Source organism: Mesorhizobium sp. 131-3-5 (assembly GCF_016756575.1).
Lineage (GTDB): Bacteria > Pseudomonadota > Alphaproteobacteria > Rhizobiales > Rhizobiaceae > Mesorhizobium > Mesorhizobium jarvisii.
In genome coordinates this window covers 24,420-47,981 of record NZ_AP023255.1, presented here as the reverse complement: position 1 = coordinate 47,981, position 23,562 = coordinate 24,420, and the positions used below count along the sequence as shown (strand labels likewise).

Sequence of the window (23,562 nt, the reverse complement as noted above, 5' to 3'; positions counted from 1 at the left end):
CTTACATCTCCTGCCGCAGGTTTTCGGGATCGTAGAAATGAGGAGAAACGACTTCCGCCTGATGCTCACTACCGTCACTTGAACGCAGCACAATTCGTGTTCCAAGATTGGCGTCCAAGCGATCGGCATAGGCCAGACCGATGATTTTCCCCAACGTCGGCGAAAAAGCGAGTGATGTGATGAAACCTGCTATCGAGCCGTTTTTCACGACCAAGTTGGACTCCTGGAGCCCAGCCGTCGGCATCCCGTCGAGCATAAACCCGACAAGTTTGCGGCTCGACAATGTCTTGCTTCGAATTTCTATACTGCGCTTGCCGATGAAAAAGGGCTTGGAGTTGGCCACGGCCCAGCTCATATCCAGCTCTTCAGGCGTGGTCATGCCGTCAGTGTCTTGACCGATTATTACGTGCCCCTTCTCGAGCCGCATGAGTCTCTGGGCTTCAAGGCCAAACGGGCGAATACCGAAAGCTCGCCCTGCATCCCCGACTGCCCGCCAGAGTTCCGATGCGAAGCGTGAGGGCACATGTATTTCGTAACCAAGCTCGCCGATGAAACCCACTCGAAATACCCGCGCAGGGATGCCCGCTACCGTCCCTTCACGGTAAGCCAGGTATGGAAAGTCTTGCGGCGACAAGGCAATGTCATCGCTAAGTTTTGCAAGTACCTTGCGGGCATTAGGCCCTGCCAGGTTAACCCCCGCATAAGCGGCCGTAACATTCGCGATATCCACGTCGAGGCGCCACTGGGCGTTCCACCACAGCATGTTGCGGTATATTCGATCCACGCCGGTGGTGGTCGCCGTGACGTAGAAATAGTTTTCGCCGCGCCGACACGCGACACCGTCATCAATGACCGTGCCCGCCTCATTCGTCATAAGCAGGTAGCGGGTCTTGCCAATGGGCAGCTTCACATAGGCAAACGTGTACATCCGATTTAGAAATTCGGCCGTGTCGGGCCCCCGCACATCTAACCCGCCCAAAGTCGAAACATCGATCATGCCTACGTTGTTTCTTGCGTTCACAACCTCTTCGGCAATGAGCCTCTTGGCATCGCGTTCATGACCATAGTAGGCGGGTCGCAGCCAATTTCCCGCAAGCAGCCATGCTGCTCCTTGAGCGGTATGCTGTTCATGCATCGGTGTTTGGCGAAATGGCGTGAACTTTCGACCCGCCAAAGTCGCGATTTTTTCCGTTGTGACCGGCTGCCGGGCGGTGGTGACGCCCACCTCACTTATTGTCCGATTTGTGTATTTCGATACGAGCATTGCAGTCGCCAGAGCAGCATGCCGGCCTTGACTTGGCCCCATGCCGACGGTCGAAAACCGCTTTACGAGTTCGAGCTCGCGATACCCGTCCGCAATGGCGTTCTTGATGTCCTTGACCTGAAGGTCTTCGTCAAAGTCGACAAAGTCCATTCCCTTCGGATGCGGGAAGATCGGGCAAGGATGATTTGGGGAACCTCCATCCCGAGTTGGAAGCGCGGGCCGACGTTTGCTCTGATAGCCGCAATTGATCGCGGCCGCTAAGCCCTGAGCCGCGCCATGAGCTATGCAATCGTCCAGGTCGAAAAATCCGTCGACCGATCCGGCAAGCAGAACGCCTTTGTCCTGCCCATCGATAGTGAACTGCGCGGTCGCATCATCGTAAGCGAGCTTGCCACCCGCCTGCAGTGGTAGCTGATAGGCGGGAACATAGCCGACGGACATGCAGACCAGGTCACAATCGATCTTTCGGCGCCTTTTGCCTGCAGTGCCCTCCGCATCAATATCGGCAAGCTCTACCCCACGGACGTGCAACTCCCCCTTTTCCGGTCGTGCCTCATACAGGCACCATCCATCCAGAATCGAGACCTTTCGTTGCGTTAGCTCCGAACGCAATGGTCCGTGGTGGCCGGCGTTTCGGAGATCGCAAATTGCCGCCAGGTCGACGCCGGCTTCAAGAAGGTCAAGCGCCACGCCATATGCGTCATCGTTGGCAGCGAGTATGACTGCACGATTGCCAGGCTTAACACCGAACAGCCGAATGAGCCGCTGAGCCGCCGAGCCCTGCATGATGCCGGGCAAATCATTGTTTCGAAACTGTGACGGCTGCTCTATGAGCCCGGTCGCGAAAATGACCTGTTTCGCCCGCAGCTTGTGTAATCGGTTACCGCGAATTACCGGCAGCCAGTTATCAGCATACCACGCATTGCAGATCGCGTCGGTCCAGATCTCGATGTTGTTGTGGCCCTTCGCCTCGCCGACCAGGTCTCTTTCGCTTCCCAGTCGCGCATAGTTCAGCGCCCCGCCTATCCGTGGATTTTCGTCCAACAGCAAGACTGACGCGCCGGTATCAGCCGCAGCAATCGCCGCCGCCATACCAGCGGGCCCCGCACCGACGACGACCACGTCGTACCAGCCATAGGCCTTGTCGTAATACCCTTCGGTGGGTTTTGTGACGTCGAGCTTACCCAGCCCAGCTTTGGCCCTAATGATGGGCTCCCACACCTTTTCCCAAATTCCTTTGGGTTTGTAGAAGGTCCGATAGTAAAAGCCGACCGGCATGAAGCGGGAAAGCCTGTTCATGACGAACCCGCTGTCCCTGCGTGCCGACTTGCCAACATTTTGGGCACGTACGGTCAGACCGTCTGATATAGGATGACGATCGGCAAAGACGCTTACCTCATTCCCGATTTGGACAAGTGTGTTCGCGTCCTGAGCGGCCATGGTCAGGATACCGCGCGGTCGGTGATATTTGAATGACCGCGACAATATCCATTCGCCGTTAGCCGCAAGCGCTGAGGCGATCGTATCCCCGGATAGGCCTTCATACTCCCGCCCGTCGAACGTGAACTTAAGCTTTCTCGACGCGTCGATAAGCAGGCCCTTGCGTGGCGTCGCGCTTTTCATGACGCTTCTCCCAGAGGTCCATCTGCGGGTACAGGAAATGTGGCCAGAATCTCATCGGTCACTGTGTTCCGTTCCGCAAGGAACCAGAAGTTTGTCGGTGTGTGACACCACCACTCACGCACGACGCCCGCCGTATTGTTGGACATCCAGACGTACTCGGCCCACTCGTGGTCGCTCGCGCCGGATGGCTCAGGTTGCCGATGCACCTCTCCATGGCACTGAAACTCGGTTATGTTGCGTGGCCCGTTCAGAGGGCAAGTCATCAACTTCACGTTCAGGTCCTCAATGGCTTGCAGCGGTGGCGCCCATCTCATTGACCAGATCGAAACTGTGGAACCGGCTTAACTGAAATGGCCTGATCTCGTCTGGAATGCGGTTTTCCGAAATGGCCTTCGCCAAGAATAATCCACTGGCCGGGGTCGCCTTGAAGCCCCAGGTGCCCCAACCTGCGTCCAGCCAATAGTTCGAGAGCGGACCCTGACCCATGATCGGGCTGTAGTCCGGTGTCATATCGGTGATCCCGGCCCACTGGCGCAAGATCTTGAGTTCTCCAATGAACGGGAACATCTCCAACGCCGAAGCAGCAAGACCTTCCTTGAGCTCCAGGGTCGAGCGAGTGTTGTAGAGCTCGTATGGGTCCGAGCCGCCTCCGATGACGAGTTCGCCTCTCGCCGATTGCGAAACGTAGCAATGCAGAGCGGTTGACGACACCATCGGATCCAGGAAGGGTTTGACAGGATGCGTCACCATTGCCTGAAGTGGATAGCTGCGGATCGGCAGCTTCAAACCGGCCATCTTTGCTACGACTGAGGAGTAACCGGCGACGCACTGCACCACGGTCCCGGCTGAAACATGGCCGCGATTTGTGCGCAGGCGTGTGACTCTATTCCCGGCGACTTCCATCCCCAGGACTTCCGTCCTTTGATGAAGCTCGACCCCACGCTCACACGCGCGGATAGCATATCCCCATACGACTGCGTCGTGACGCGCGATGGCTGCGCTTGGGTGCCAAAGACCGCAAAGGATCGGCATGCCCTTGATATCGAGATTGAGCGAAGGCACCAAGCTCTTGATTTGCTGGCGATCAACAATCTCGTTAGCCTCACCACAAAAGACGCCGGCGTCGGCGCGCAGGCGAAGCGATCGCGAAACGCCGTCCGAGTGCGACAACGTGAGCTGTCCCCGGCGGGAATACATCATGTTGTAATCGAGCTCATTGGCCAAGGATTCATAAAGTCTCAGGGCCTTCGCATAGAACCGTATCGAGCGTTGATCCGTGTAGTTCGAGCGGATCACCGTGGTGTTGCGCGCGGTGTTCCCGCCTCCAAGATAGCCCTTCTCCAGAATCGCGACGTTGGTGATCCCATGGTGCTTCGCCAGGTGGTAAGCCAATGAGGCTCCGTGACCACCGCCGCCGATGATGACGACGTCGTAGTGGGATTGCAGATCCGGAGTGCGCGGTATCTCGTCGCGTTCGGGATAACGTCTTGAAAAGCCGTACTTTAGAAGCGCAAACACCATATTTCTCCCTCTAGGAGCGCGGCCGGGATATGGACGCGTTGCTCGCTTGCAGGAGCGATGCCAATAACCGTCGTTTGGTCAAAGCGGGGTCCAATCACACGCGATGCGATACGCATCCGCGCTGCCCTTCCAGGTTCGGCAAAACGTCGTGAGAAGGCATATCTTGGGGACGTATGTGCCATCTCACGCGTCTACTTTCGGTAGCGGAATTGAGAACTGGTCGCTTCGCTCAATTGCGTGTGCGGCACGCAAGACAGTCATCTCGTCAAAATACCGGCCCACCAATTGCAGTGCGATCGGGAGACCCTGCGTATGCATCGCGCATGGCATCGTCAGCGCCGGGTGACCGGTCATATTGAAGAATGTCGTGAACCGGGTGATCGCGTTGCCAATCGCTTCGTTGACCCCGTTTCGTGTCACCTTGACGGTGCCCACTTTCTGGGCGATTTCGGGCGTCGCCGGGGTGAGGATCAGATCGACTTGGTCAAAAAGCCTATTCGTCTGCTGCCGGTAGATCTCGATGAACCGCTTCGCTTTGACATAGTGCTCCGCCAGAATGCACTGCCCCAACGCCAAACCAGCGCGGAAATCCGCGGAATAAAGGTCGCCGCGCTCCTGCAAATAAGCCGAATGCGCGCTGAGCGCTTCAGGCATCTGCACGGTGAGCGAGACTGTACGGCTATGTTCCATATCCGGAAATGTCACCGGCACTAGCTTTGCGCCGTTTGCGACAAGAAACTCTTTCACACGTTCAAGAGCCTCCAGGATTTCGTCGTCCGCACGCTCGTAGTAGAAGTTGCTCGGAATACCGACGCGCAATCCTGAGACGTCCTGATCAAGCGCTTCAGAGTAATTTTCAACGGGCCGATTGACTGAAGCGGGATCGCTGGGATCGTAGCCCGACACGATGCTCAGCAGATCGGCGCAGTCCGCAATCGTGCGCGTCATCAACCCGACGTGATCCAGCGTCCAGCAATACGGCACCACTCCCGAAGTGGGGACCCGCCCGATCGTAGGCTTAAAGCCGACAAGCCCGTTCAACGCAGCGGGCGCTCGGACGGAGCCACCGGTGTCCGTTCCAAGTGCTGCCGGTACGAGACCAAAAGCCACCGCGGCCGCTGAGCCGCTCGACGAGCCACCCGCAAGACGCGTCGGATCGTAAGCGTTGACGGCCGTCCCATAAACCTCGTTTTCGCCCGTTGCGCCGTATGCGAATTCATGCAGGTTCGTCTTGCCAAGACTAACTGCCTGGGCTGCCCGCAGCTTGGCGATTGCAAACGCATCCTTTTTGGCAATCCTGTCGTGGAAAACCCGCGACCCGGCGGACGTTCGAACACCCTGAACGTCGAACAAGTCCTTGGAGGCATACGGAATTCCAGCGAACGAGGAGCCGTTCAAATCACCACGCGTCAGCCGCGACGCCTGTTCGCGCGCAGTATCAATCGTCGTCGTGATGAACGCCTTTGATTGTGGATTGTGTCGTTCGATCCTCTCGGCAAATGTATCCACAAGCTCGACTGGGGTTACCTCCCCGCGCTGAAGCATCGACCTCAGCTTCCTGACGCTTTGAAATGCGATATAGTTACTCATGCCTATCTGCACCTTGGACGCTCATAGCCGGTGGCGTGGTGCCCAGGTCGATTTTCCTCAGCTGTTCAAGCTCATTCAACAGATCTTGAAACCCGGTAATGACACCCAGCTGGGGATCGACCAGCTCGTTTATTTCGTCGTCTGACCAACAATGCGATGCCATCTGGGTGCATATGCCGGTTAGCGTAGCTTTTGTGAGTTTCTGCATGACAATCCTCGAACAACGATCGCGAAGAACGTTCTGCCCAACCAGGGTCGCCAGCGACGGCCCAAGGTAATCAGCGAACGATCAGAGTTTCGGGTGTTTTGTTTGTGAGGATCTCCCCACCGTTCTCGGTCACCATCACGGTGTTGGAAATGAAATAGTCCGCGACTTTTGTGTTGGTGAACCAGGAATGTGCATGGACGACCATGCCGACTTCTATCTTACGGGTCGACTTCGGGAAAAGGCTGGTGACCATGGAGCCGCCTGTCCAGCTCGGAGGAAAGCCAATCCCAACGAGGTAGCCGCAGTGATGACGGTGATAGTCGACGAGGCCCGCGCTCGCTGCCACTTCGTGCCAGGCTTCATAGGCATCACCTGCATCTGCGCCCGGACGAAGGGCTTCGCAAATTGCCTTCATGCCGCGAATTGCAAGCTCGGCAGACTCCTCGACACCCTTCGGCACGCTGCCGACGTAGACAAGCCGGCCCATCGGAGATTGGTACTTGCGATATGAAGCGCAGGTTTCAAGGAAAACTGCATCGCCGTTTCGGAACACCTCGCCACGCCAGGTGGTATGTTCTTCACCTAGGCGACTGGTCGGACGAATGAATGGGCCAAAACCGGGATACTCGCTTCCCTCTAAGATCATCTTGCTGTGATAAGCCGCGGAAACTTCGTAGTCGGTTGCGCCGTCGCGCACCGCGTCGACCGCGGCCAATGTACCTAGATCCACGGCGTGGGCCGCTTTCCGTGTGTATTCCATTTCAAGCGGGGACTTCACAAGACGTAGGTCGTCAAGAATCCCGGAAGCGTCCACCCAACTTACGCCGGAACGGTCGTCTTGAATGCGCTCAGCGTGTCGCGCTGTAAGGAAAAGGCTACGCTTTTCGATCCCGACGCGGCCACCCGACAGACCCAGGTCTTTCATGGCCTGATGGACGTAGTCTGAAAGCTCTTCGTGATCCTTGTGCCCGTAGAACCGCGCGTTTCGGACCTGGTTCTCTACCGTTATCTGCTCCATTGCGCGGCAGCAGAGGCCCATTTCTCCGCTTTGATTCAGAACGAGCACATGCGCCGCGAAGAATCCCCAGTGATCAAGCCCGGTGAGATAATAAATGTTCTCAGGAACGGCAATCAAGATGCCATCAAGGTTGTTCTCTGTGAGCGCCTTACGCGCGTTCGATATGCGACGATCAAGCTCATCTTTTGGAAAGGGTGAAAGGTAGGTCATGGACGCCCTCGGGTGCTGTATCCAGTTTTCAACATCGGAAAGAGGTATACCTCTAGTACCTTCACTCGCGAAAAATGACAAGGGCAATTTTCCAAAGTCGACGCAGTTGCCCGATTTTGCGGAAAATTTCGATGGGTAGGATCATCCCCTTGCGACTTCTCCGGCGCAGTGGTATACCTTTGGGGCAATTTTGCATAACCCAAAAACAGAGGGAACGGATGAAAATGAAAGCTATCTTGGCTGCAATCGCCGCGACTGCTGCTCTATTTATCGGCGTCGCTCACGCTGACGGGCTGACGGACAGCGCTAAAGCGGGAAAACCAATACGCATTGGCTTCGCTCATGAAATCCCTTGGGCTTATCCGGGGGATAAAAACGAACCGCTGGGATTCGCGAACGCACTGGCGGTCGGCGTCCTAAAGTCTATGGGGTACACTAATATCGAGCCAGTCGTGACCGATTGGGGTGGCTTGATACCGGGGCTTCAGGCAGGGCGCTTCGACATTATCACCGGCGGAATGTACATCACTGGCAAGCGTTGCAAGAACGTCGCTTTTGCCGAACCAATGGGGAAATTCGGCAACGCGTTTATTGTCAAAAAAGGCAACCCGAAGGGAATTCAGAACTATAAGGACATTAAGGAGAAGGACGCGACGATGGTGACTGTCTCCGGCTACGTCAATGTTGACGAGGCACTTAAGGAAGGAGTCCCTGAAAGCAAGATTATGCAGGTGCCAGGCCCCACTGAACTGCTGGCTGCCGTTCGCGCGGGGCGAGCGGACGCCGGGGCTAGTAACTATTTCGATGCCAAAAATCTGGCCGCTAGCGCATCTGACGAAATCGAAGTGACTGACCCGGCCGCTCTACCTGATTGGACGAATAATTGGGTAGCGATTGCATTCAAGCCTGAGGACAAGGACTTTCTGAAGGCGTACAACGAGGCCCAGGCAAAGTACCTCGGTTCGCCGGAAATGCTTGAGGCAGTCGGGAAGTTTCAATACACAAAAGCTCAGCTTCCGGGCGATGCAAAAACCGAATGGGTCTGCGCCAATCGGTAACAATGAGTTGGCTGACGAGCTGCGTGAGGCAGCTCGTCAGCATTGCCGAAGCGAGCTCCTATGACATACACCTCGTTCCTTGCGGATTATGGCAGCCGGTTTGTAGACGGCGCGCTCGTGACCGCCATCCAATTCTTTTGCTCCTTGGGGCTGGCCGTATTCGTGGCCAATCTCTTCGGCCTGATGATGCTATCTTCAAACCCGGTTCTGAGGAGAGCCGCGGTAGGCTACGTCGAGTTTTTTCGCGGCACCTCACTGCTGGTCCAGCTTTTTTGGTTGTTTTACGTGTTGCCCCTGTTTGGCATCACGTTGGACAATTTTCTTACCGGATTTCTGGCAGTTGGCCTGAACCTCGGCGCCTACGGCGCTGAGTTGGTTCGGGGCGCCATACAGTCAGTTCCCCGCGGCCAGTGGGAGGCATCTTACGCATTGTCGATGTCGGCAGCCCAACGCATGCGACGGATTATCATCCCGCAGGCCTTTGTCACCATGCTGCCGGCTTGGGGAAACCTGGTGATCGAGCTGCTCAAAAGCACCGCGCTGGTGGCGCTGATAGCAGTTCCAGATCTTATGTTTGAGGCGCGCCAGCTGAACAATACAACCTATCTCTCTACGTGGACTTTTGGAACAGCCCTGATCATCTACTACATTTTCTCTCGCTTTCTCATCACGCCTTGCATGCGCTGGACCGAACGCATCATGGCTCGGCGGATAGGAAGGGCTTAAGAGATGCAGTGGGACTTCGCATTCACAGCCGAAATCTTGCCTAAGATGCTTTGGGCTACGGGCAATACTCTTTTGGCTGCTGGCATGGGATACGCCATTGCCGCTGTCATTGGTCTCTTGTTCGCACTTGCTCAGCGAACACCGTTGCGTATTCTGACGTATATTACTCGGGAAATTGTCGAGTTCATACGATCAACTCCCCTCGTACTGCAAATCTTCTTCGTGTATTATGTTGGGCCGGAATACGGGCTCTACCTGAGCCCTTGGGTGGCAGGCATGATCGCTATCGGCCTGCACTATGCCGCCTATCTCTCTGAAGTTTATCGGGGTGGCATTGAGTCGGTCCCGAAGGGGCAATGGGAAGCATGCATCGCCATCAATCTAACGACGATGCAGACCTATCGGCGTATTGTTTTGCCGCAGGCTCTCCCACCATCAATTGCTGGGATGGGAAACTACCTGGTCAGCATTTTTAAAGATACCCCGATCCTGTCTGTAATTGGTGTCGCCGAATTGATGCAGGCCGCAAACGCTGTAGGCGGGCAAAACTATCGCTACCTTGAGCCTTACACGATGGTGGGCGTTATTTTCTTAGTTATCTCACTGACCGCCGCGCGCGCCATCCGTTGGTTTGAAGCGACCGTTCGCCGTAAGTTAGGAATGCAATGATGGAAGATCTCTCGTCATATCCCCTCGAGCTCGTCGGTCCAGACATACCGATGGTACGGTTCATGAAGGTCCGTAAAAGCTATGGTGACCTAATCGTTCTGGACAACCTGAACTTGGACATCGCACCAAGTGAGATGGTGAGCATCATTGGCCCATCGGGATCCGGCAAAACGACGGTGCTGCGCATGCTGATGACCCTCGAAACCATCAACGGCGGCGTCATCTATGTGGATGGCAAACCCCTCACCCACATGCCAAAAAACGGCGTACTGGTGCGGGCAGATGCAAAGTACCTACGAAAAGCACGCTCCTCGATAGGAATGTGCTTCCAGCATTTCAACTTGTTTCCCCACATGACGGCGCTACAGAACTGTATGGAGGGGCCGGCCTTAGTCTTGGGTCTCTCGCGCCGCGAGGCTCGAGAACGTGCCGAAGAGCTTCTCCTGATGGTTGGCATGATCGACAAGAAGGACCAACATCCCTCCCGGCTTTCGGGTGGCCAACAACAGCGCGTAGCGATTGCGCGCGCCCTGGCGATGAGGCCGAAGGTTATGTTGTTTGACGAAGTTACCTCTGCCCTTGATCCCGAGGTAATCGGCGAAGTCACGAATGTGATTAAGGATTTGGTGTTCAAGCACAGGCTGACGATGCTTATGGTGACCCATCAAATGGGTTTTGCTCGTGATATTTCCGATCGCGTCTGCTTTTTCTATGGTGGAAAGATTGAAGAACAAGGCAGTCCTGCTGAACTGTTTTCCAATCCCAAAAGCAAACGAACGCAACAATTTTTGAGCGCAGTCAAAGCGGCAGATTGATGGTCGGGACTCCTGTCAGAATTGGAATAGCTGGGATTGGCGCCATAGGCTCGTCCGTGGCACACGCATTGGATCGGGGGGAAATAGTTGGGTGCGAATTGGTGGCTATCTCGGCCCGGAGCCAAAATCGGGCCGCAGAGTTCAATGCCACTTTAAACAATCGTGTTTCCTGCCTCTCGTTTGAAGATTTGGCTAGAGAGTGTGATACAGTTTTGGAGGGTCTCCCGCCACAGATGTTCGACGCTATCGCGCTGCCTGTCCTGAGCGCCGGCAAGATCCTCATAGCTATGTCTGCGAGCCAGCTACTCGGTCGAGAAGATTTAGTGGAGTTGGCGCGCCGCATGGGAGGACGAATTGTGGTCCCATCCGGTGCCATGCTTGGGCTCGACGCCATCAAAGCCGCGGCCGTCGGCGAGATCCGCAAGGTGAAGATTCGAACCCACAAACCGCCAAGGAGCCTTGCAGCCGCACCTTATGTTGTTCGCAACGGATTGAACTTGGAAAGTCTTGTTGAAGCGGTTTGTGTTCTAAGAGGCAGCGTTAGCGACGTGGCGAAGGAATTCCCCGCAAACGTGAATGTCGCTGCAGCTCTAAGTCTGGCGGGTCTCGGACCGGACCGCACGCAGATGGAAATTTGGGCAGATCCAGGTCTAATGTTCAATACCCACAACGTGGATGTGGAATCCGACAGTTCTAACTTTTCGATGTCGATACAGAACCGCCCAAGCGACGAGAACCCGGCCACAGGGCGTATTACCGCGCAGAGCGTAATCGCGTACTTACGTCAAATGAATTCCATTTTGCGCGTTGGAACGTGACTCGATGCCGTTCATACCCTGCTGCAGCCTAGAGAAAGCTAGCGATGACACGCCACAGCTCCCTGGTATCTACGAACGAAACCACCTTCACTGCTCCTGAAGACAAAGACGGGGTTATGGACGGAGAGAGGCAACCCGCCGGAAAAATGAGCAAACAGGAAATATACCTCGAGTTACGGCGGCGAATATGCCTCCTTGACTACCAGCCAGGTAGCCGACTCAACGAGAGGGAACTTGCATCGGAATTCGGTGTCAGTCGAACTCCCCTTCGCACGGTCCTGCAGCGCCTCGAGTACGACGGGCTAATCATAAGCCAGCACGGCAACGGCACCGAAGTCACATCGATCGATCTGAGCTCGATGCGAGATATATACATCGTTCGGATGCGATTGATGGACGCTATGGCCGAGTCCTCCCCCCTTCCCGTGACTGACGACACACTCCGCGAAATCCACGACCTGGAGCAAACCTGTCGACAACTGTTGGATGTGAAGGATAAAAGGCAATTTGCCGAAATCATTATCCGACTGCATAAAGTTCTGCATGGTTTGAGTAGCAATGGCCCTCTGAGGGACTTCAACGATATCCTTTTCTTTCAGTCAGCTAGATTTTGGTTCCTGCTTCTTGAGAAAATGGATTTTCGGCAGCAGGTAGAAGACCTTATCGATGAGCTGCGCGTGATACGAAGAAGCCTGGAGCTTCGGGATGTACGTCTGGTTGCGACGGTTCACAAGTCACATCTGGCGATGGTGTTATCCAGGCTCGACGCCATGGAGGCAGCTAGCGCAATCCGGTCGGAATTTTGAAAGCTAGGGCGGCATTCGATATTGGAGTCAACCTATGAACATGCCGACAATTGGGTTTATTGGAACCGGCGACTTCTCCTCCTACTTAATCGCCGCCCTGCGAAGGGGTGGGTTTGGCGGTCGAATTCTTCTCTCGCCCTATAGCCGAGTCAAGGCGGAGCGGCTTGCCACTACCCACGACTGCACGGTAGCCGCGGATGATGCGAGCATGCTCGCCGAGGCCGACTGGATCCTTTTGGCCGTGCGGCCCGAACAGCTTGCCAATGCGTTGCCCAATCTGGCTATGCGTCCAGAGCAGGTATTAATTTCGGCCGTCGCCGGCGTCACCGTCGCAGAATTACGGGCGGCAACGGGCAAAGGCATATCGGTGGTGCGCATCATGCCGTCGAGCTACATTGATACGATTAACGATGGCATTATTCCGGTATTTCCTGCGTCTCACGGCCTCGACGCGGTGTTGAATTGTGCAGGTAAGGTCGTGACGTTCGATACCGAAGATCAATTCGAACTTGCGATGTTCGGTGCCTGCCTCGCTGGGTGGATGTACCGTTTCCTAGCCACGCTTGAAGGTTGGTTCTTGCAGCGCGGGCTCACGCCGGCCCATGCCCGGCTAATTGTTGCAGGGAATGTTGCGGGAGCGACTGGCTACGCGCTGGCGCGGCAGGATGTCCCACTTGAGGTCGTTTCTGACGGGATCGCAACGGAAGGTACCTACACAAAAGTGGGGCTGGAGCACCTCGCCGAAAGGCAAGCCGCTCTGCCTTGGTTAGAGGCTCTCGATATCGTCTTCCGAAGGCGGAACTTGTTGACCTAGTCACGTGATCGACAGCGGAGACACAAGAATGGAGCCGTCTCCCGCGGTCTCTGCAGTGCATTCCTGCCGAACGAAGCAAATCTGGCGGAGCTGAGCTAATTGTCCGACGAGGATTATCGTAGATTGGGCTGGCTCAGGCAACTTACCAGAGATTTGAGAACCGCTCATTTAAGTCGATAGTCAACTCGGGACGAGGATCCCGGGTCCTTCCCATCCCGTTTCGCGGATACTCAAGTTTCGCCGGCGTAACCGCCTTGGCAACGCCACAAATTGGTTTGTCCGGTAGCGCGGCCCAAGGCGCTACCGTAAGGCATTAGACGTGCCATCTTGCGCTCAGGGAATTTTGCGGGCTGCACAGCTGGCCGCTGGGAACCCCTGCCCTTAGCAACAGGTCCTGCATCCAAGCTATACACAGCATACGTCTAGACGTCGGCGAAATGACCGGGAAGCCCGTAAATATGTGAAAAAACCTTGACATCGCGCCGAAACCGTCGTACTGCTGTATACATCATTATCTTCGAGTTAGGTGGCGCAGAGTTCGCCAACGGAGAACCGCATGGACGACAGGCTGTATGGAAGTCGTGACAAGCGCGGGCAGTGGTCACCTCATAAGCGACCCGCGCGCGAGCCCTTGTTTGTATGGCCGGCCCAACCGAGAAAGTTTCTCGTATGGATGTTCGGGTTTCCTGGATATCTTTGGCCCTGGAACGCGCTCCTGATCGGCATATCCGTTGTCGCGTGGGTTTATCTGACGCCCACAACGGATACGATGCGAGAGTTCAGCATCGGCTGGGTGGCGGCCATTCTCCTGCGCAACGCCGCGCTGGCCCTTCTTGTATATGGTGGACTGCACACGCTGCTCTACATTCAGCGTCGCCAGGACACAAACTTCAAATACAATTCGAAGTGGCCCGACACCGACAATTCGGTATTTCTGTTCCGGAGCCAGACCGCCGAAAATGTATTTTGGACCATGTGTAGTGGTGTGCCTGTCTGGACGGCGTACGAGGTGCTCGCGTGGTGGATGTATTCGAATGGTTACACCATGCAAGTGGACATAACGCAGCACTCAATCTACTTTATCGGTCTACTCTTTATAACTCCGGCCTGGTTGAAGCTGCAGTTCTATATGGTCCACCGTTTGATCCACATTGGGCCTCTCTACCACGTCATCCACAAGGTGCATCACAATAACGTTAATCCAGGGCCATGGTCGGGCTTGTCGATGCATACGTTTGAGCACATCCTGTATTTCTCGGGGGTGCTGTTCTTTTTCCTCGTGCCCTCTCATCCGATGAACGTGATGTTCTGCCTCATGATCCAGGCGCTAATCCCGGCGTTGGGCCATCTGGGCTTCGACAAGGTCGTTTCCGAAGGCGGTAACCATCTCGATTCCGATGGGTACTACCACTACCTGCATCACAGGTATTTTGAGGTAAACTACGGCGACACATTAATTCCTTTCGATGAGTGGTTCGGAACGGCGCACGATGGCTCGCAGGAGGCCGACGAGGCGATGTATAAACGAACGAAAGCCAAGAACTTCAGCCGCAGCGGGTCCAAGGTATAGGTTCTCCCAGCCTGCAATTCTCCAAATTTGGATGCCCGATTAGCGCTGTTCTGCAGCTTGGCACGGCGGTTCTACATCATCGGTGGCCGTGTTTGCATTGCCAGCTAGGTTCGAGAGGAAAGAACATGACTAAAATAGGAGAGTGGGTTGAGGTGTGCACCTCGGATGCGTTAGCGCCCGAGGAAGCAGTGCGGTTCGACCATGGAGGGCGCTCGTTTGCGATCATCCGGTCTCTAGAGGGCAACTTCTTCGCGATTGACGGGCATTGTACCCATGAAAAGGTTCATCTCGCAGACGGCATAGTCGACGGTAAAATCATCGAATGTCCCAAGCATTTTGGGACGTTCGACTACCGAACTGGCGAGGCCCGAGCTTTGCCCGCTTGCGTCGATCTACGACGATACGAGATCAAGGTGGATTCCAACGTTGTGTTCATCAAGATCTAAATGGACCTATTGGGAGAAGTAAGATGTCGCATGGATACCTGGCCGCAACGGCACGCTTTGCGAGCGAAATCGGGTATTCTGTTAAATCGTCGGACGAAGAAAATAATGAAGCGCAAGCTGTCGGATCGGAGATTGCTGAACAACGATTGGCTGTTTGGCGCGGCAACATTGTTGGACTGCCAGCATGAAACAAGAACGTGCTATGGTAATTGTCGGTGCCGGCGAGGCCGGAACGGCTGCGGCTGTTGCCTTAAGGCAGGGCGGGTGGCCCGGACGGGTCATTCTGATCGGCAGTGAAGCTACGCTACCTTATGAACGGCCGCCACTATCAAAAGGCCTTTTGACCGAGGGCGAAGATAGCGGACCGAAGTTCCTTATCACTGCCCAGCGGTTGAGAGAATTGGCAATCGAATACCTTGCAGGGGTCAACGTCCTATCGATCAATCGGGCGACACATACAGTGTCGCTTGAAGGAGGCGAGCTCTTATCTTACGAGCGTTTGCTCTTGGCAACCGGCGCCCGCCCGCGAATGCTAAATGTTCCAGTCGACCCAGAATGTCGCATGGCTACACTTCGCACCTACGCCGACGCTGTAGCTATTCGACAGACCCTCAGGCCAGGATGTTGTGTCGTAGTGATCGGTGGCGGTTTCATCGGGCTTGAAGTTGCTGCAAGTGCAGTATCCAGGGGCGCCTCTGTGACGGTGCTTGAGGCCGGCCCACGGCTGCTCATGAGAGCAGTACCCGCCAGCATCGCTGAGCGGATTAAAGCAAAGCACCTGGACGCCGGCGTACGCATTGAACTGGATGCTACGGTTGCTGGTATCAAGGCCGCCGAAGAACAATCTCTGGTATCATTGGCTGACGGCCGCACATTCCTTGCCGATCTAGTGCTGGTCGGAGTCGGTGCGGTCCCAAACGTAGAGCTTGCACAGGCGGCCGGGCTAGCGATCGAAAAAGGGATTGCGGCGAGCAACACGCTTGCTACCTCCGATCCTGACATTTTCACGGCCGGCGACTGTTGTTCTTTCGTGCATCATCTTTACGGCGAACGAGTGCGGCTAGAGGTGTGGCGGAATGCCTGGCAACAAGGCGCGGTGGCAGCGGCCAACATGTTGGGGTCGGGCTCTGCGTATGAGAGTGTCCCGTGGTTCTGGTCAGACCAGTACGACGAGACGCTCCAGATTGCTGGAATTTATAGTAATTCTGATGCCGCTATCAAGAGGGATCTTGGCGACAAGGGGCAGATCTCATTTTACTTGGCCCCAGACGGACGGTTAGTGGCGGCCTGCGGATTTGGCAGTCTTGCCACCATAAGTAAGGATATACGCATCGCCGAGACGATGATTGGGAGGCGTATTCGCCCAGATGCCGACGCGCTTGCAAATCCGGCAATCGCCATCAAATCCTTGGCGATTAGCATAGAAGGCGACCGCCCTACAGCAATGACCCATGCAAGTTGATCTGATACCGACATCTTCGGAAAAGCGGAGTAAGTGACAATTGGAGTTGCTGAGAATGAGCGTAGAAGAGGAATCAAAGAAGGTGGGTGCGATCGAGATCCACGACCTGTTGAGAGATCGCATTTGCCTTCTTGAGTACGCTCCCGGAGCAATGCTTCGCGAGAATGATATCGCCGTTGAATTCCACGTCAGTCGGACACCAGTGCGTGAAGCTTTCCAGCGCCTGTCGATTGAAGGACTCGTGGAGGTGAGAAACGGCATTGGTACTTTCGTGACACCTTTTGACCCCGTCCAGTTGCGTGAGGTGTTTGACCTCAGGATTGAAATGGCGCAGCTTTTTGGGCGAATTGGAGCACGTGATGCGACGATAGCGGATGTGGCTGTGTTAGAGACTTTGCTTAACCGGTCGGACAATTTGGCAGAGAAATTCGATGTCGGTGAGCATTGGCAAATCAACCACATTCTCCACTTCGCGATTAGCGATCTCTTGCTGAATAAAGTGTTCCTTGACGTGTGGCATAATCTCTACTTTAGGGCGGCCCGAGCCTGGTATGAAATGTCCCGCGACATATGGCCAGATGCGGTTCGATTGCTACAGCTAGAGATGACTGATCTGCTCACAGCAATGCGAGAGAATGACATCGAGGCAATCGGTTACATCAAACGAAACTACATAAAGTTTTCCTGGAAGCGGATCTCATCGAAGCAGCAAGCGTAGCACCGCTTCTGCCAGACTCTGATGCCAGCGATCCGCCCATTGTGGCGGGCAGAACGCACAACGGCTACGGCTGAATTTTTCTCGCAAGCACCATACCGGGGGGAATTTGTATATGGACGTACGCGCCGCTGTTGCTGTTCAGGCCGGAAAACCGCTTGAGATCATGACTGTGCAACTCGACGGTCCGCGCCAGGGCGAGGTGCTGGTCGAGATCAAGGCGACCGGTATCTGCCACACCGACGAGTTCACTCTGTCGGGCGCCGATCCCGAAGGCCTCTTTCCCGCGATCCTCGGCCATGAGGGCGCAGGTGTCGTCGTCGATGTCGGCAAGGGCGTCACCTCGGTCAAGAAGGGCGACCATGTCATTCCGCTTTACACGCCGGAATGCCGCCAGTGCCCGTCCTGCCTGTCGCGCAAGACCAACCTCTGCACCGCGATCCGCGCCACCCAGGGCCAGGGCCTGATGCCGGACGGCTCGTCGCGCTTCTCGGTCGGCAAGGACAAGATCTTCCACTATATGGGCTGCTCGACCTTCTCGAACTTCACCGTGCTGCCCGAGATCGCGGTCGCCAAGGTCAATCCGGACGCTCCCTTCGACAAGATCTGCTACATCGGCTGCGGCGTCACCACCGGCATCGGCGCCGTCATCAACACGGCCAAGGTCGAGCAAGGCGCAACCGCCGTCGTCTTCGGCCTCGGCGGCATCGGCTTGAACGTCATCCAGGGCCTGAAGCTGGCCGGCGCCGACATGATCATCGGTGTCGATCTCAACAACGACAAGAAAGCCTGGGGCGAGCGCTTCGGCATGACGCATTTCGTCAATCCGAAGGAGATCGATGGCGACATCGTCCCCCACCTCGTCAACATGACCAAGCGCGGCGCAGACCAGATCGGTGGCGCTGACTACACATTCGACTGCACCGGCAGCACCAAGGTGATGCGCCAGGCGCTGGAAGCCTCGCACCGCGGCTGGGGCAAGTCGGTCGTCATCGGCGTTGCGGGTGCTGGCCAGGAGATTTCGACCAGGCCATTCCAGCTCGTCACCGGCCGCATCTGGATGGGCACAGCCTTCGGCGGCGCGCGCGGCCGCACCGACGTGCCGAAGATCGTCGACTGGTACATGGACGGCAAGATCCAGATCGATCCGATGATCACCCACACGCTGAAGCTCGAGGACATCAACAAGGGCTTTGATCTCATGCATGAGGACAAGTCGATCAGGAGTGTCGTCGTTTACTAAGGAAAGTGTGATGCAGGAACTCAAGGTACTTCAATCCATCTGGGCAATGGAACGACGCGAACCCGATGGGTTCGAGCGAACTCTAGACGAAAACCTCCGAATGATTGCAGAAGCGGCCTTTGATGGCGTAAGCATTTTCGTCAGCAGCAGGGAGCAGACTCAGGCAATCAAACAGGCCCTCGGCGGAACCGACCTGCTTGTCGAAGCGTGCGGGCTCCCTGCGAGCGATGATGATTTGCGGCGGCAAATCGATTTTGCTGGTGAGCTTGGTGCTCTGCATTTCAATGTGCAACCCGACGTAAGACTGCGTCGACTGATCGACGGGATCGAACTTATTGAGCGGTGGATGAAGATCGGCGACGGCGCTGGCCTCCCGGTTTATTTTGAGACGCACCGCAATCGGCTCACGACGGACCTCTTCTTCACACTCGATCTGCTGGAAGCCGTGCCAACCATGCCACTGCTTGCGGACTTGTCGCATTTTCTTGTAGGTCGCGAATTTGCTTGGCCAGTGAGCGACGAAAACCATCGGCTCATCGAAAGAATTTTAGATTCATCCTGGGCATTTCACGGTCGCGTTGCATCGCGCGAACAGGTCCAGATCGAGATCTCATTTCCCCATCATCAGATGTGGGTGAATTTATTCGCTGGCTGGTGGCGCTATGGGTTCGAAAGTTGGCGCCGCCGCGCGGGTTTTGACGCCCAACTAAGCTTTACTTGTGAGCTTGGGCCGCGCCCTTACGCAATCACAACGAGTGCTGCCAATGACTCGACGGACCGTTGGGCTGAAGCACTGCTGATGCGGGACCTTGTGACGGGAATTTGGGCTGCGTCAGCACAAACGGGCATATAAGCCCGCACGTCGATGTGCCGTCCAGAAGTATCTGTCGTTGTCCGAAATTAAGCCGAGCTTAGAACTGAAACGAATCCGCCGAGAAGTGCGAGCGGCACTCACTCGACAAGGGTTACCAAACCTGTTCAGGTGGGTTACCAATCCGCGTGTTGTGGGACCTTAGGTTCCCAATCAGGGCCGCAATAAGCTTAGTGAAGACCAGCTCCTTAGCGCCAGTTCGGAATTAATTGTCGTTGGGGCACATTGGTAACCTGTTGACCGAAGGGCATTGGGAACCTCTTCTGGCGAAAGCGGTGGGATATGAGCCACTTAACAGTCAGGACGACAGATAATTCTGGAGTCGGAGCCTCACCGACGACAGATAATTTCGGCAATTATTCCAGACTGCCTTTTATGCGGCTTTTCGAGCACAGACCGGGAACATCTGGCCGTTTCCATTCATCGCCTAGAGCGGTTCACGGCTTGATGGAATCGAAGGGGATTCCCGATTTGTCGGATTTGTGATTCAAGATGCTGGCTGGAGTGGAGGCCAGCATCTGATGACCCGACCTCTTTCCAATGATCTTCGCGAGCGGGTTGTGGCTGCGGTTTTGAGCGGCGAGAGCCGGCGGTCTGCTGCGAAACGGTTCGGCATTTCGATTTCGGCCGCGGTGAAGCTGTTGCAGCGCCATGGGACGACCGGCTCGGTGGCGCCGGGCAAGATGGGTGGACATCGCAAGAGAGTACTGGAGCCGCACCGTGCCTTCATCGAGGCGCGTGTCCGTGAGACACCGCATCTGACACTACACGGTCTGAAGGATGAGTTGGCCGCGCGCGGGGTTAAAGTCTCGCACAACGCAGTGTGGCTGTTCTTGCGCCGCGAGGGCCTGAGCTTCAAAAAAAACGCTGTTCGCCCTCGAACAAGCCCGCGCTGATATTGCCCGTAGGCGTCAGCGATGGCGATCCTGGCAGACCGGCCTCGATCCGCAGTGCCTGGTCTTCATCGATGAGACCTGGATCAAGACCAACATGGCTCCGTTGCGGGGTTGGGGGCCGAAGGGCAAGCGGCTGCGCGGCCTGGCGCCGCACGGCCATTGGCGTACGCTGACCTTCCTCGGCGCGCTGCGCTGGGATCGGCTCGCGGCCCCTTGCGTCTTCGACGGACCGATCAACGGCCAATGCTTCCGCGCCTATGTCGAGCAGCAGCTTGTCACCGTTCTGAAGCCAGGCGACATCGTCGTCATGGACATGTGTGGACGCCCCCGTTGGTGCAAGAAGAATCTTTCGAAGAGCACGGAGCGTGGTCGGGTGCTGACATGTGTCCGGCCTCTGTTGCGGCTGTCACATGCCGCGGGCCTGTATGGGAGTTCGCGGAGCGGGTCCAATTCAATCTGGCGCGCTCAAGGCGCGTATCCATGATCTGGTTTTCCCGATCCCGTCTCGTTGACCGTTGCGCCATACTCTCCGTTTGACCTTCTCACACTTTCGAGGCCTTCTGGCCGAGCGGATCTAACCCGCCACGGCTGGAGCCCGATAAGTTCCGCCTTTCGCCATCAGTGCCCAGACGATGCGTGCAGTCTTGTTGGCAAGCGCGACGATCACCAACATGGGCGGCTTGCGGCCCAAGATGCGCATGAGCCATGGGTCCGCAGATTTCCCCTTCCGCATTGCCCAGCGTACGGCCGCGCTGGCCCCTATGATCAGCAGCCGGCGTAGCGTTCGCTCGCCCATCCGAGACGTCTCGCCGAGCTTCTGCTTTCCGCCCGTGGAGCGTTGCAGCGGCGTGAGGCCGAGCCAGGCCGCGAAGTCTCGCCCCCTCTTGAAGGTTGTCGCCGATGGAGCCAGAGCAGCAAGTGCCGTCGCGGTGATCGGCCCTATGCCGGGAATGGTCATCAATCGCCTGGCTTCTGCATCCTCCTTGGCACGCCGGGCGATCTCGCGGTCGAGCACGGCCACTCTCTCATCCAGCGACCGCAACTGTGCAACGAGCAGAGACAGGATCGGACGGGCAGCTTCGGGGATGGCGGTACCTTTGTCCTCAATCGCCGTGACAAGCTTGGCGGCATGGAAGAGACCCTGTGCAGCCACGAGTCCGAATTCGGCAAGATGGCCCCGTATCGCATTGATGGTCTGGGTCCGCTGACGAACCATAAGATCGCGAACGCGGAACACCATTGCCGCAGCTTGCTGCTCTTCGCTCTTCACCGCCACGAACCGCATGGTCGGCCTCTGGGCTGCTTCGCAGATCGCCTCAGCGTCAGCGGCATCGTTCTTCTGCCGCTTCACGAAAGGCTTCACATATCCCGGAGCGATTAGCCGGGCATCGTGCCCAAGCTTCGCAATCTCCCGCGCCCAATAATGACCGCCGGCGCAGGCCTCCATGGCCACCGTGCAAGCAGGCTGCGCGGCAAGAAACTTGAGCACCTGGTCACGACGCAGTTTCTTGCGGAAGGCCACGGCTCCCGATCCATCCGCGCCGTGCATCTGGAACACGTTCTTCGCCAGATCCAACCCGATTGTGCTAACTTCCAACATGGACGCCTCCGTTCAAGTGATGATCAACGACACCACTTTGGCACAGCGATGCCGTGAGGGGGCGTCCACCCCATCAATCTGGGAAGCCATAAGTCGGCGGCCATCAGGCAGATGATCAAGGCTGCCGGCGCCAGGCTTTGGTACCTGCCGCCCTACTCTCCGGACCTCAATCCGATCGAGCAGGCCTTCGCCAAGATCAAACACTGGATGCGCCAGGCTCAGAAACGCACCGTCGAGGAAACTTGGCGCCACATCGGCCACCTCGTCGAAACCATCGAGGCAGCCGAATGCAGGAACTACTTCGCAAACGCAGGCTACGCTTCCGTCAAAACGTGAAAGGCTCTAAGACCAGTTTAGCGCTGGAAAAGCCAAAGTGCGGGAGTTCAGAAATGACCGCAACTGGGCCGGAAGCGGACGGGGGCTCTCGAGTGCCGATTAAATAGCTGCCGTTGTGTAACCGCAGAGGCACCGCACGCGGCCGTTGGCGCGCTGGCGAAAAGTTAGGCGCGAGGCTTCGCCGCGGCCAGTTGCGAAGAGAAATCGATCGGTGGGGGCCGATGAGCCAACACTGCGGCAATGAAGGACGAGCCCGCATGCTTCTGATATTCGCCCTCGGCGAGGCCAAGGAGGGTGGCCCGCCGGTCAGGCGTGGCGATGTCCATGCCAAGGTCAACGGCCTGATCGGCCGAAGGCTGAGCGTCGATGCGCAGATAGCGATCCCCCAGCTGATGCCGTAGCATAAAATCAACCATCTGCTGCTGCGAGGAGATGATCGTGGAGATCAGCCGTTCGTTGGTCAGCCAGTCCTTGCCAGACAGAGACCTTCCGAGGGATTTTGGAAGCGAAAACCCGGTTGTGGTGGTTCCGATGCTCAACACGCGAAGGTCCTCGGCTTTCTGGCCGCAAAAATTGATCGCCTCGTGGACCGCGCAGAGGTCGGGCGAGTTGGCGACAAGACCACCGTCGACGTAGAAACTATCACCCATCGACGCCAGCGGGAAGTAAAACGGAGCAGCCGACGTCGCCATGGCGACTTCGGCTGCGTTGCGTACCAGATCGATCACGAAATTGGGGTGATGCGGCGTCTTGAACATCTGGACGCTGCCCTTGGTCATGTTCACCGCCGGAATGAGCAGACGGTTTTTGGCTTCGCCAAGCAGGGTATTGGCGCCAACCACCTTGTCGACGGTCGCCTTCAGCGGGGCTGGATCATACTTCGGCCCGCTGCTGTACATGTCGTACTTGGCCCGATACTCGCCAAGGAACGTCCGCGGAGGCGCGCGGTAAGGGAAGATTTTCAAACCCGCGCTTTCGAACGTTTCGAGGATCTCCTTGGCTGTTTTTCCCATTCCAAGACCGATTGCGATGATGCCGCCGATGGACGTGCCGGCGATCATGTCGAAACACTCGCCGATCGGCCGTCCAAGCCGTTGCTCAAGTCGTTCGAGTACAGAAACCGTGAAAAGGCCGCGATAGCCGCCGCCACTCAAGCTGAGGATATGAAACGGCAAGGTTTTCCGCCCTCCAAGGTTTTCCACACGGTTCCGATTTTGTTCTTGTCGCGAATCCTAGTAGAATCGAACCCTGATTCCCACATGACGATTCGATTGCTAGATTTC

The 23,562-nt window shown here is 56.4% G+C and carries 22 protein-coding genes and 2 pseudogenes; 16 read left to right on the top strand and 8 right to left on the bottom strand.

Going from position 1 to position 23,562, the window contains the following annotated elements:
• Position 1: 1 nt before the first annotated feature.
• The 6 genes from JG747_RS32790 to JG747_RS32765 all read right to left on the bottom strand — a co-directional run bounded on the left by JG747_RS32790 (position 2) and on the right by JG747_RS32765 (position 7,434).
• Positions 2 to 2,887 carry a 2Fe-2S iron-sulfur cluster-binding protein gene (locus tag JG747_RS32790; protein ID WP_199201417.1) on the bottom strand — a complete coding sequence of 962 codons (2,886 nt, stop codon included), beginning with the start codon at positions 2,885 to 2,887 and terminating at the stop codon, positions 2 to 4.
• Positions 2,884 to 3,159, bottom strand: coding sequence for a sarcosine oxidase subunit delta (locus JG747_RS32785; protein ID WP_109671464.1), 276 nt, complete (start codon positions 3,157 to 3,159; stop codon positions 2,884 to 2,886). The genes JG747_RS32790 and JG747_RS32785 overlap by 4 nt, the downstream gene beginning before the upstream one ends.
• A gap of 10 nt (positions 3,160 to 3,169) precedes the next feature.
• Positions 3,170 to 4,408: an FAD-dependent oxidoreductase gene (locus tag JG747_RS32780; protein ID WP_199201416.1), complete on the bottom strand. Its 1,239-nt coding sequence runs from the start codon at positions 4,406 to 4,408 to the stop codon at positions 3,170 to 3,172.
• 183 nt (positions 4,409 to 4,591) lie between these two features.
• Complete coding sequence (locus JG747_RS32775; protein ID WP_199201415.1) at positions 4,592 to 5,998, bottom strand: amidase; 1,407 nt, start codon at positions 5,996 to 5,998, stop codon at positions 4,592 to 4,594.
• Positions 5,991 to 6,206, bottom strand: a complete 216-nt coding sequence (locus JG747_RS32770) for a hypothetical protein (protein ID WP_199201414.1) — start codon at positions 6,204 to 6,206, stop codon at positions 5,991 to 5,993. Before JG747_RS32770 ends, JG747_RS32775 begins: the two co-directional genes overlap by 8 nt.
• A 70-nt stretch (positions 6,207 to 6,276) precedes the next feature.
• Positions 6,277 to 7,434: a M24 family metallopeptidase gene (locus tag JG747_RS32765; RefSeq protein WP_199201413.1), complete on the bottom strand. Its 1,158-nt coding sequence runs from the start codon at positions 7,432 to 7,434 to the stop codon at positions 6,277 to 6,279.
• A gap of 224 nt (positions 7,435 to 7,658) precedes the next feature.
• Here JG747_RS32765 and ehuB point away from each other — a divergent pair, with 224 nt between their 5' ends.
• The 15 genes and pseudogenes from ehuB to JG747_RS32690 all read left to right on the top strand — a co-directional run.
• Positions 7,659 to 8,492, top strand: a complete 834-nt coding sequence (gene ehuB / locus JG747_RS32760; protein WP_199201566.1) for an ectoine/hydroxyectoine ABC transporter substrate-binding protein EhuB — start codon at positions 7,659 to 7,661, stop codon at positions 8,490 to 8,492.
• Between the two features lie 60 nt (positions 8,493 to 8,552).
• Positions 8,553 to 9,218 (top strand): ectoine/hydroxyectoine ABC transporter permease subunit EhuC, encoded by a 666-nt coding sequence (gene ehuC / locus JG747_RS32755; protein ID WP_199201412.1) that lies wholly within the window; start codon positions 8,553 to 8,555, stop codon positions 9,216 to 9,218.
• Positions 9,219 to 9,221: 3 nt separating this feature from the next.
• Entirely contained in the window at positions 9,222 to 9,887 is a 666-nt protein-coding gene (ehuD, locus tag JG747_RS32750) for an ectoine/hydroxyectoine ABC transporter permease subunit EhuD (protein WP_199201411.1), read from the top strand.
• Positions 9,887 to 10,702 (top strand): ectoine/hydroxyectoine ABC transporter ATP-binding protein EhuA, encoded by an 816-nt coding sequence (ehuA, locus tag JG747_RS32745; RefSeq protein WP_274609727.1) that lies wholly within the window; start codon positions 9,887 to 9,889, stop codon positions 10,700 to 10,702. Before ehuD ends, ehuA begins: the two co-directional genes overlap by 1 nt.
• The gene (locus JG747_RS32740; RefSeq protein ID WP_199201564.1) at positions 10,702 to 11,520 is read left to right on the top strand and encodes an aspartate dehydrogenase; all 819 of its coding nucleotides are present in this window, start codon (positions 10,702 to 10,704) and stop codon (positions 11,518 to 11,520) included. The genes ehuA and JG747_RS32740 overlap by 1 nt, the downstream gene beginning before the upstream one ends.
• Positions 11,521 to 11,564: 44 nt before the next feature.
• On the top strand, positions 11,565 to 12,326 hold the full coding sequence (locus JG747_RS32735) for a GntR family transcriptional regulator (protein WP_199201410.1): 762 nt from the start codon (positions 11,565 to 11,567) through the stop codon (positions 12,324 to 12,326).
• A 34-nt stretch (positions 12,327 to 12,360) separates the two neighbouring features.
• Positions 12,361 to 13,140 (top strand): NAD(P)-binding domain-containing protein, encoded by a 780-nt coding sequence (locus JG747_RS32730; protein WP_199201409.1) that lies wholly within the window; start codon positions 12,361 to 12,363, stop codon positions 13,138 to 13,140.
• Between the two features lie 556 nt (positions 13,141 to 13,696).
• Positions 13,697 to 14,710: a sterol desaturase family protein gene (locus JG747_RS32725; protein WP_199201408.1), complete on the top strand. Its 1,014-nt coding sequence runs from the start codon at positions 13,697 to 13,699 to the stop codon at positions 14,708 to 14,710.
• A 125-nt stretch (positions 14,711 to 14,835) separates the two neighbouring features.
• Positions 14,836 to 15,156, top strand: coding sequence for a MocE family 2Fe-2S type ferredoxin (locus JG747_RS32720; RefSeq protein WP_199201407.1), 321 nt, complete (start codon positions 14,836 to 14,838; stop codon positions 15,154 to 15,156).
• A 23-nt stretch (positions 15,157 to 15,179) separates the two neighbouring features.
• Positions 15,180 to 15,344 carry a hypothetical protein gene (locus tag JG747_RS32715; RefSeq protein ID WP_199201406.1) on the top strand — a complete coding sequence of 55 codons (165 nt, stop codon included), beginning with the start codon at positions 15,180 to 15,182 and terminating at the stop codon, positions 15,342 to 15,344.
• Complete coding sequence (locus JG747_RS32710; protein WP_199201405.1) at positions 15,341 to 16,618, top strand: NAD(P)/FAD-dependent oxidoreductase; 1,278 nt, start codon at positions 15,341 to 15,343, stop codon at positions 16,616 to 16,618. Before JG747_RS32715 ends, JG747_RS32710 begins: the two co-directional genes overlap by 4 nt.
• A gap of 55 nt (positions 16,619 to 16,673) precedes the next feature.
• Positions 16,674 to 17,336: a GntR family transcriptional regulator gene (locus tag JG747_RS32705; protein WP_199201404.1), complete on the top strand. Its 663-nt coding sequence runs from the start codon at positions 16,674 to 16,676 to the stop codon at positions 17,334 to 17,336.
• A 112-nt stretch (positions 17,337 to 17,448) separates the two neighbouring features.
• On the top strand, positions 17,449 to 18,576 hold the full coding sequence (locus JG747_RS32700) for an S-(hydroxymethyl)glutathione dehydrogenase/class III alcohol dehydrogenase (RefSeq protein WP_199201403.1): 1,128 nt from the start codon (positions 17,449 to 17,451) through the stop codon (positions 18,574 to 18,576).
• Positions 18,577 to 18,583: 7 nt separating this feature from the next.
• Complete coding sequence (locus JG747_RS32695; protein WP_199201402.1) at positions 18,584 to 19,429, top strand: sugar phosphate isomerase/epimerase family protein; 846 nt, start codon at positions 18,584 to 18,586, stop codon at positions 19,427 to 19,429.
• Positions 19,430 to 19,968: 539 nt separating this feature from the next.
• A pseudogene (locus JG747_RS32690) lies at positions 19,969 to 20,665 on the top strand (IS630 family transposase); the annotation flags it as partial.
• Between the two features lie 252 nt (positions 20,666 to 20,917).
• On the opposite strand, the gene JG747_RS32685 reads toward JG747_RS32690, so the two are convergent.
• Entirely contained in the window at positions 20,918 to 21,943 is a 1,026-nt protein-coding gene (locus JG747_RS32685; protein WP_199201401.1) for an IS110 family transposase, read from the bottom strand.
• A 75-nt stretch (positions 21,944 to 22,018) separates the two neighbouring features.
• On the opposite strand from JG747_RS32685, the pseudogene JG747_RS32680 reads away from it, so the two are divergent.
• A pseudogene (locus JG747_RS32680) lies at positions 22,019 to 22,279 on the top strand (transposase); the annotation flags it as partial.
• Positions 22,280 to 22,443: 164 nt separating this feature from the next.
• Here JG747_RS32680 and JG747_RS32675 read toward each other — a convergent pair.
• Positions 22,444 to 23,454 (bottom strand): CBASS cGAMP-activated phospholipase, encoded by a 1,011-nt coding sequence (locus JG747_RS32675; RefSeq protein WP_199201400.1) that lies wholly within the window; start codon positions 23,452 to 23,454, stop codon positions 22,444 to 22,446.
• Between the last annotated feature and the right edge of the window lie 108 nt (positions 23,455 to 23,562).

Excerpts from the sequence above, each read along its gene's own strand:
- JG747_RS32765 (WP_199201413.1), bottom strand. The coding sequence starts at position 7,434 with ATGACCTACCTTTCACCCTTTCCAAAAGATGAGCTTGATCGTCGCATA.
- ehuD (WP_199201411.1), top strand. The coding sequence starts at position 9,222 with ATGCAGTGGGACTTCGCATTCACAGCCGAAATCTTGCCTAAGATGCTT.
- JG747_RS32770 (WP_199201414.1), bottom strand. The coding sequence starts at position 6,206 with ATGCAGAAACTCACAAAAGCTACGCTAACCGGCATATGCACCCAGATG.
- ehuB (WP_199201566.1), top strand. The coding sequence starts at position 7,659 with ATGAAAGCTATCTTGGCTGCAATCGCCGCGACTGCTGCTCTATTTATC.
- JG747_RS32700 (WP_199201403.1), top strand. The coding sequence starts at position 17,449 with ATGGACGTACGCGCCGCTGTTGCTGTTCAGGCCGGAAAACCGCTTGAG.
- ehuA (WP_274609727.1), top strand. The coding sequence starts at position 9,887 with ATGGAAGATCTCTCGTCATATCCCCTCGAGCTCGTCGGTCCAGACATA.
- JG747_RS32725 (WP_199201408.1), top strand. The coding sequence starts at position 13,697 with ATGGACGACAGGCTGTATGGAAGTCGTGACAAGCGCGGGCAGTGGTCA.
- JG747_RS32790 (WP_199201417.1), bottom strand. The coding sequence starts at position 2,887 with ATGAAAAGCGCGACGCCACGCAAGGGCCTGCTTATCGACGCGTCGAGA.
- JG747_RS32735 (WP_199201410.1), top strand. The coding sequence starts at position 11,565 with ATGACACGCCACAGCTCCCTGGTATCTACGAACGAAACCACCTTCACT.
- JG747_RS32775 (WP_199201415.1), bottom strand. The coding sequence starts at position 5,998 with ATGAGTAACTATATCGCATTTCAAAGCGTCAGGAAGCTGAGGTCGATG.
- JG747_RS32740 (WP_199201564.1), top strand. The coding sequence starts at position 10,702 with ATGGTCGGGACTCCTGTCAGAATTGGAATAGCTGGGATTGGCGCCATA.
- JG747_RS32730 (WP_199201409.1), top strand. The coding sequence starts at position 12,361 with ATGAACATGCCGACAATTGGGTTTATTGGAACCGGCGACTTCTCCTCC.
- ehuC (WP_199201412.1), top strand. The coding sequence starts at position 8,553 with ATGACATACACCTCGTTCCTTGCGGATTATGGCAGCCGGTTTGTAGAC.
- JG747_RS32710 (WP_199201405.1), top strand. The coding sequence starts at position 15,341 with ATGAAACAAGAACGTGCTATGGTAATTGTCGGTGCCGGCGAGGCCGGA.
- JG747_RS32705 (WP_199201404.1), top strand. The coding sequence starts at position 16,674 with ATGAGCGTAGAAGAGGAATCAAAGAAGGTGGGTGCGATCGAGATCCAC.
- JG747_RS32780 (WP_199201416.1), bottom strand. The coding sequence starts at position 4,408 with ATGGTGTTTGCGCTTCTAAAGTACGGCTTTTCAAGACGTTATCCCGAA.
- JG747_RS32685 (WP_199201401.1), bottom strand. The coding sequence starts at position 21,943 with ATGTTGGAAGTTAGCACAATCGGGTTGGATCTGGCGAAGAACGTGTTC.
- JG747_RS32715 (WP_199201406.1), top strand. The coding sequence starts at position 15,180 with ATGTCGCATGGATACCTGGCCGCAACGGCACGCTTTGCGAGCGAAATC.
- JG747_RS32720 (WP_199201407.1), top strand. The coding sequence starts at position 14,836 with ATGACTAAAATAGGAGAGTGGGTTGAGGTGTGCACCTCGGATGCGTTA.